At 59.7% G+C, this 7,352-nt stretch carries 3 protein-coding genes and 4 pseudogenes; 1 reads left to right on the top strand and 6 read right to left on the bottom strand.

Annotation, left to right across the window (positions count from 1 at the left end):
• The 5 genes and pseudogenes from BLT43_RS18640 to BLT43_RS18620 all read right to left on the bottom strand — a co-directional run.
• Positions 1-295 (bottom strand): annotated as a pseudogene (locus BLT43_RS18640) (transposase); the annotation flags it as partial.
• A 74-nt stretch (positions 296-369) separates the two neighbouring features.
• Positions 370-4,449 (bottom strand): trypsin-like peptidase domain-containing protein, encoded by a 4,080-nt coding sequence (locus BLT43_RS18635; protein WP_090115369.1) that lies wholly within the window; start codon positions 4,447-4,449, stop codon positions 370-372.
• Positions 4,450-4,519: 70 nt separating this feature from the next.
• Positions 4,520-5,278: a hypothetical protein gene (locus tag BLT43_RS19035; protein WP_131802699.1), complete on the bottom strand. Its 759-nt coding sequence runs from the start codon at positions 5,276-5,278 to the stop codon at positions 4,520-4,522.
• Between the two features lie 194 nt (positions 5,279-5,472).
• Positions 5,473-5,808: pseudogene (locus BLT43_RS18625) on the bottom strand (integrase core domain-containing protein); the annotation flags it as partial.
• Positions 5,809-5,815: 7 nt separating this feature from the next.
• Entirely contained in the window at positions 5,816-6,406 is a 591-nt protein-coding gene (locus BLT43_RS18620; RefSeq protein WP_090115367.1) for an IS110 family transposase, read from the bottom strand.
• Positions 6,407-6,487: 81 nt separating this feature from the next.
• Here BLT43_RS18620 and BLT43_RS18615 point away from each other — a divergent pair.
• Positions 6,488-6,658 (top strand): annotated as a pseudogene (locus BLT43_RS18615) (integrase core domain-containing protein); the annotation flags it as partial.
• A gap of 445 nt (positions 6,659-7,103) precedes the next feature.
• Here the strand turns inward: BLT43_RS18615 and BLT43_RS18610 are convergent.
• A pseudogene (locus tag BLT43_RS18610) lies at positions 7,104-7,352 on the bottom strand (integrase core domain-containing protein); the annotation flags it as partial.

The following is a 7,352-nucleotide window of genomic DNA, read 5'->3' as shown; positions in this document are numbered from 1 at the left end:
GCCACCGCTTCCCGCCTGACGCTGGGCGCTACCATTTTTTTGCCGCGACATCCCGCAGGATGGCGTTGTCCAGCATCTGCTCGGCCAGCAGCTTCTTGAGCTTGGCGTTCTCGTCCTCGAGCGCCCGCAGACGGCGCGCGTCCGACACCTCCAGCCCGCCGAAGCGCGCCTTGTATTTGTAGAAAGTGGCCTGGCTGACGCCGTGCTTGCGGCACACCTCGGCCGTCGACAGCCCAGCTTCCTGCTCTTTCAGCATTCCGATGATCTGTTCTTCTGTGAAACGCGATCGCTTCATGTCCGTCTCCAAAGTTGAACGGACTCTACCTCAAACTGGAGGAGGAACAGGGTCTCAGGTCATTTGCAATAAACTCAAACCAGAACCCCGAATCCTAGTACCGCCTGGCTCGACACGGAGTAAATTCCGGTAGCCGATCCGCCCGTCACAGCCGCCTCGCGCTCGACCAATGCTTTCTTGGTGCCTGGGCCAAAATCGCCGTCAACGGTGGTGCCGAGCGCCGATTGCAGACTGCGCACCGCTTCTCCCTGCGACCCATGCGCCAGCCGCCGCAGATGGCCAGTTCCCGCTGCGCCGCTCTGCGCAATCGCGGCAAGCTCCATGCCTGAGGTCAGGAGAAGGTTGTAGCGGCGGCCCATGTGCTCGGCTCCGTCGAAACCTGCGGCCTTCCGGAAGCTGGCCCAGATGCCGCTGTGCTGCCCTTTGCCAAAGCGCCCCGGAAGTGTGAGGCAGCCCAGGGAGGAGAAATCCGCCGTACTGGCCGAAAAGGCGGGATGAATGTTGTCCATCGGTTTGCAGGGGTCCCACAGATCGTGGGTCCCGTACACCGCGTCATTCGAAGTCCGCAGTGTGGTCACTTTCAAGGCGCTGCTTGGCCCTGTGCCGGTGCCAAGCCGAAGCACCGTCGGGATGCTGCGCGTGGTGCCGAAATGCGTGCCGACACATAGCTCGTAGCAGCCAGTCGGCAGGAGGTTCGCAAGCACCCCGCCGTGCCCGTTCAGCCGGTTCGCGCATGAGGCCACGCCCCCCCGGTTCGGAACGGTAGAGGCGCGGAACGCGGACACGAGCTGCTCATTCCGGTGATAGACCACTAGAACGCAGCGGAAGGTTCTGTGGTCCGGCTTGCCTTCCACAAGTTCCACGCTTTCGCGAAAGCGCTGCTCGTCGCTGCCGTCCGCAAGGGCTGCCCCGCGGATGCCGACGATCAGATGGCCTTCGTCCGAAAAGTGCGGAACGTAGCTGCCGAGTTCGATGGCCGTGTCGAGAATGGGGGCGCTGAGGGTGAACCTTGCTCCCTCCGCGCTTGCCGGCAGATGCGCGTAGTCCGGATTGTTCGAAAACGTGTTCACCCAGCGCACATCGGCGGCCGAGAGCCTGGGGATGCCGGTTTCGATGAAGGCTGCGGGAAGCCTGAGGGTGCTTTCCTCGTCGCCATCCGGTTTTGGATCCCACTCTTCGGTGGCTGCGGGTGGCCCGCCCAAATCAGGGCTTTCGACCAGCCCGCTTCCAAACAGGGCGGCCTCTTCATCCCTGCGCCGCAAGAGCCCGCGAACATTTGGCATGCCTTCCCAGAGCCGCTTCATTGACCGGATCAAAGCCGGCACCTCGTCTGGCGCCCCGCGAAGCAGTGCCGAGCGGATCGCGCGCATTTCCCGATAGCGGCCGCCCGGCTTCTGGTAGCTGGCTCCGCGGTTGAAGGTGAGGCTCATCAGCGCCGCAAGGCAGGGCGCAGGCAGGGCGGCCAGGATCGCATCCGGAATGTGCCGATTGAGCTGCCCGAAGACCTTGGGCAGCGAATACCGCTCGAAGACCTTCACGGCATCGCTATAGGGGATCACGATATTTCGGACGCCCGGTAAAACCGCTGCAGCCGCTTGCCTTGTCTTGCCAATGGCCAGCTCGAGCCGCCGCAGGTCGGCCTCATCAAGCAAGTCGCCCCAGTGAGCCCGGAATTCCGCCTTCGTCTTGTATCCCAGATCGTACCCGATTCCGATTGTAATCCCGGACGCTGCGCCTGGAAGGATTGGACGCCGCAGGCTACTTTCATAAACCGCCCGGCTGGAGATCTCGTGCGCGACTATGAAGCGGTAGCCATCCGCGCCAAGCCGCTGCAAAACCGAGGCAGGGTCATTCGGCAAGGCTTCAAGCGCACTGAAGAGCTCGTCCAGCGACTTCGGCAACGGCAGATCGTATTCGGAACTGGCATCTTCGGGCGCAATCGCCAGGAGGAATTCGCCTTCGCTCAAACCGGAATAGGCTCCCGAGCACACCGTTTCGCTTCGCGGGACGGGCGAATGCCCTGCTGCTCGCTCTTCCGGCGCCGGGCATTCTCCCAAGAGCAGCTGCAGGATATGATGTGCTTGCCGGTTCCCAGATCCCTGTTCGCGGTACAGGTCCGCATAGATTGAGGACACACGGATCCCCCTGTTCGCAAGAACGGCGCCGCGTTCTGTCGGGTGCGGGACGAAGCGGTGATGGAGCGCGACAACCTGCCATTCGCGGTTGAGGACCGGTGAGCCCGAGGATCCGCCGAGGGTGTCGGTCGTGTAATACACGCCGTCATCGACCCGCCCCATGATGAAGCTGTTCCGTATTGCGATGGCCTTTGGGTCTCCGCCCGGATGCTGGACGATCGAGACCGGTTCGAAGTTCAGTGCCTTGCCGGATTCCTGAATGAGCGCCAAGTGTCCGTAACCATCGAGCGAAACTCCATCCCGGCTCAAGGGCTCTATCGAGCAAAAGGCGTAGTCGCCTGCCTCAGAAGCCCAGAAAACATCGCCCGTGATCCGGAACCGAACTGGATCGGGAAGTGAACCGTCCAAAGGCGTTTCGTCGTCGAAGACAACAAACGACCGGCGCGCCGCATCGGCATCGCGCAGCACGTGATGGTTGGTCAGAAAAAGCCCCGGCGCCACCAGAAAGCCGCTTCCGTGTCCTATGTGCATCCCGTGATGGTTCATCACCTGCACCCGCCCCACGGCACGGCCCGCCTTGTAACCCTTGAGAAGCACCTGGATGGGCTCGATTTCGCTATCGCCGAAAAGCGCTTCCATCAGCTCGATCTCGATATCGAAGATCTCAGTGATGGGCTCCCGGTGATATAGCGGAAGCTGCCCGGCCTGCGCATCCCGCACCATGGGGATCGGCCGTGTGCGCATTCGCGCCGCCACCTGTTCCCGCGTCTGCCCGCGGGAGGGGTCGCCCAACAGATAGATCACATCTCCAATGTGTTTGTGGACTAGGGGATCACGGAACCGGAGCCATTCATCGCGGGGTGGAAGTGTGTTGACGGCATACCTGACGCGCTCGAAATCGATTGGATTGCGGCTTGCATAAGCCCAGGAAATCGCCTCGTTCGGGCGCCGCTCCAATGCCGAGCCCCGGCGGTGCGCCCGCCCTGCCTGTCCGCCCAGACCGGCCGCAAATTCCCCTTCGGAGAAATCCGGTCCTTGTCCGGCCTCTTCAATGAACCCGGTGATCTGTTCGGCAAATTCCTTCGCAACGCGGCCAAACCCGGCGGCCTTTGGATGGATCGCATCGTACCAGGACCCGCGATTGTCGCCGACAACGTCAAGCAAACGCACGTAGGTGAAATTGCCGTGTCCGGCAGCCAGTTGCTCAAGCTCTGCATTGAAGCGGTTCAGCAGTGCGGCCACGGCCTCTCCTGCGCGTTCAAGCGAGTATCCCATGTCCTCCAGGTAGGGCCATATCCAAGGCCCCTTGTCGATCTTTCCCAGGTAGTCGTATCCGTGCGAAAAAATCTGTACCGCGGGGAGATGCGTTGCCAGCGTTGCGATCATGCTCCGGTAGCCGTTGAGCACGTTCTCAAGCAGCGGCTCAAGTCCTGCATTGTTTATCAGCTCGGAAGCCGGAACACCCTCTGTGTCAGGGTGCAGGACCTGACGAATGCGTCCTCCTCCCAGAAGATCATTGCCGCCGCCCGAGAAGAGAAAAATCCGCGCTCTTTCCTGTCTCAGCACATTCACGAAGTGCGGGCTAGAAAGCATCTTGTCCACGGTATCGCCCGCCGCAGCCATCGACCGCACATTGAATTGCTCTTCGCGCAGGTGATCGAGCGTGTCAGTTATCATCTGGTGCAGGAACCAGCTGTCGCCTTCGGCCACGACGGTGGGAAGGTTCGGCCGCAGGCGCCGATCGCGCCTGAATTCCGATAGGCGCAAAGCATGGGCTATTCGGTTCGCGAGATTGAGCAGACCTGCGGATTCCAACTCCGCGCCAGGCGAAATCCCCAGCTTGCTGACGAGTTCCCGGGAGGCGTCGACTTCATAGTGTTCGGCCATCTCACCCGGCTGCTGGGTGCGCGTGCCATATGATTTGACGAGCTTGAAAAGGCGCTCTAGCTCTTCAGTATCTTCCGCTTCGACCAATTGATCCAGAAGATCTTCCAGATTTTCGGGGCTTCTCGGAGTCATAACACTTCCACATTTTTGAAACTCGCAAACACTTATCAGCCAAGGGCCGCGCTAATCCGCGGCTCAATCGCTAAGAGCCGATCTGGATTCCGTCGATAAAGTCCTCGGTATGCCCCTTGAGCTTCCGCTCCAGCGGGGCGTTCATGTCTTCAAGCAAACCGGGATTGGCAGTCATGGTCCGGCTGGCTAATTGAAACTGCACATCTACGTCATTCTTCTTGAAGAACAGGACCTGGATGCGCTCTTGCTGGGCGACAAACCGCGCTGCTGCAATCCGCAAAACGACGGTGTCGTTGGTAGTGGCGGCCGTGGCAAAGCGATACTCGGAAACGTCAAACCGCCGACTTTCACGCTCGTATAACGTGATCCACGGGGCTTCCTCGTCCATCTTCTTCATCTGCTTGATGGCCGTCACGATCAGAGACGATGCCGAGGCGGCCGGAGCGAATGCAGCTGACAAAAATGGGATTATCGCCTTGTGAACTGCCACATTGGACACAGCATGATCAGTGAAAACCGTCCCCCCGCCAGTGCTCACCCAATTGAGGCCGCGTAGGATCATGTCGTGGCGGTCAACCCACAAGCGAGGCGAAACCACAACGGGATCAGCTTGCGCCACCTTTTGAGCTGCAGTTAGACACAGTGAGATGCTCTTTCGTAGCTCCGATGAGAGATCCGGCTCAAATCCGATCATTGTGGATCCGCTTACGATGCCATCAGGCAGATCGTTTATCTCAACTTTTGGAGCAGATTCAGCTGTTTCCGAGCCGCCTGGCTCAGGCGGAATTGGAAGAGCTTCAATGAATGACGGCAGCTGTTCGGCGAGCATAAGAACGGTCCCTCGGCAATTCCCGCTTTCACATGATCGACCATTATTATTTACAATCTATCGTAACAAAAACTTATACGCATTTCAACCAGTACAGATTGCTTGGCAGGTCGTTGAAGAAGTCGCTGGGGCAGAACGGTTTCCCTTTGACTGGTCCGGCTGGCCTGCCCCTATCGGGTGGTCCGGTTTCAGTCTTAGTGCATGACCGGCCTCGGAGCCACTCTTGGTGCGTTGGGCGGGGGTGATCCACCTTCGTCTGAAGGCCATTGAACGGCCTCTGGCGCGGGTGGACGATAGCCCAGAGACGAGTGGGGCCGCACGGTATTTTAATGGACCCGCCATGCCTCGATCACGACACGTGCCTCAGCGAGCGAGTAGAATATCTCGCCATCCAAGAGCTCGTCTCGAAGCTTCGAATTGAAGCTCTCGCAGTAGCCGTTCTGCCATGGACTGCCGGGATCGATGAAAGCTGTTTTCGCCCCGACGGCCTCGATCCAGTCCCGCACCTTCGTGGCCGCGAATTCGGGCCCATAGCACCTATGGAGGAGAGGCCATGGGCGCCTGCATCTCGGCGCGCCCGCGAAGCAATGCGGACATGCAGAGTTCAAGGTTCGGATACCCCTCGACGAGTTCGCGCACCCGGGTGTCGAAGTCTCGCGCGGCGACGCGCCCGACCTTCAGGCCGAACGGACGCAACAAGCCGCGGATCTCGTTCTCGTGGTCGCGCAACTTGTTGACGAAGAACTCGCGCGCCATCAGGAGCGTGCGCGTTTCCTGGCTTTCCGTCGATTTCACGTGGACGGCCTTGAACCAGCCTGAGCGGATAAGCTGCGCCAGAGAGCGGGCGTCATTGCGGTCGTTCTTGTTGCGATTCATGGCCACCATCGCGGCCTTGGCGTGCCGGGCTTCTATGCAGACGGCGGGCAGTCCGGCGCTTGTGAGGCCATTGTAAAGCCACTGCGACAATGGCCCAGCCTCGAAACCAACCCGCTCGAAGGTGCCTCCAATACCAGCCAGCACTTCGCCAATGTCGGCAGGATCCGAGACCGCCTTTGTCTCAAGGATTATTCCGCCCTCAGCATCGACAACACAAATGCTGGTCATCTCGATTGAGACATCGAGGCCCAATACAAAACACTGGTCATGGTCCTTCTCCCGGTTGTAGACTTACCGGCAAGAAGACTACCGGCGTTTCCGGAGGCTGAGCCCCGGTTACGCCATCTGAACGAGCATTGGTTCCTGACGCTTGCCGATGCCCGCGAAAAGTTGGAGACTTGGCGCAGGGACTACAACGAGGTTCGGCCCCACAGCGCGATCGGATATAACGTCCCTATCGATATCCATAGTCCCGGTTGCGCCGCCAGCCCGGCACCGGAATGAAGGCCGAAAAATTCAGGTTCCGGCGGTCCAAGGTTGGGTCCCAGAGCATCTCGCTCGAAAGCCTACTTCAGGGAGGACCACTTTTCAGGGGGCAGGCCACTTGGCGGTGCATTCCTTTATCGTCTGAGATTTCCGCGCTTTGGATGTAGCCTGGTCTTCAAGGGAAGAGACAGGTGATAAGAAGACGGATCAGCAAGGAGTTGATCAGTTGCATTTCTTTGTATCTATTTTTTTGAGCGCGGTCCTTGCGTGCCTATCGAACCTAGCAGCGGCTGACTATGGCCGGATACTCATACCCCAGCTGGGGCTTGCCAAACTTGATCCTGTTGAGGTCACTTTCCTAACGGCTGATTTTGACCTGAGACCCGTCTTTCTTCCGGTTTGACGGAGAATCCGTGGGTGATTTCTGAGGCTATGCGGCCTGCTGTTCCAGTGCTGTTTTCATGGCGAATTCGGCGGGTGGGATGTTGCCCAAGGCCGAGTGGGGGCGGTGTAGGTTGTAATCGAGCTGCCATGCCTGGATCTGACGCCGGGCATCGCCGAGGGTCGAGAACAGCACTTCGTTGAGCAGCTCGTCGCGGAGCCGGCCATTAAAGCTCTCGACGAAGCCGTTCTGCATCGGCTTGCCCGGCGCGATATAATGCCAACCAACCGTCGTGCGCTGGCTCCAGGCCAGGATGGCCTTGGACGTGAA

Source organism: Limimaricola pyoseonensis, from assembly GCF_900102015.1.
Taxonomy (GTDB): Bacteria; Pseudomonadota; Alphaproteobacteria; order Rhodobacterales; family Rhodobacteraceae; genus Limimaricola; species Limimaricola pyoseonensis.
This window is presented reverse-complemented; position numbering and strand designations above follow the sequence as displayed.

Coding starts and splice junctions, on each gene's coding strand:
- BLT43_RS18635 (WP_090115369.1), bottom strand. CDS start 4,449: ATGACTCCGAGAAGCCCCGAAAATCTGGAAGATCTTCTGGATCAATTG.
- BLT43_RS19035 (WP_131802699.1), bottom strand. CDS start 5,278: ATGCTCGCCGAACAGCTGCCGTCATTCATTGAAGCTCTTCCAATTCCG.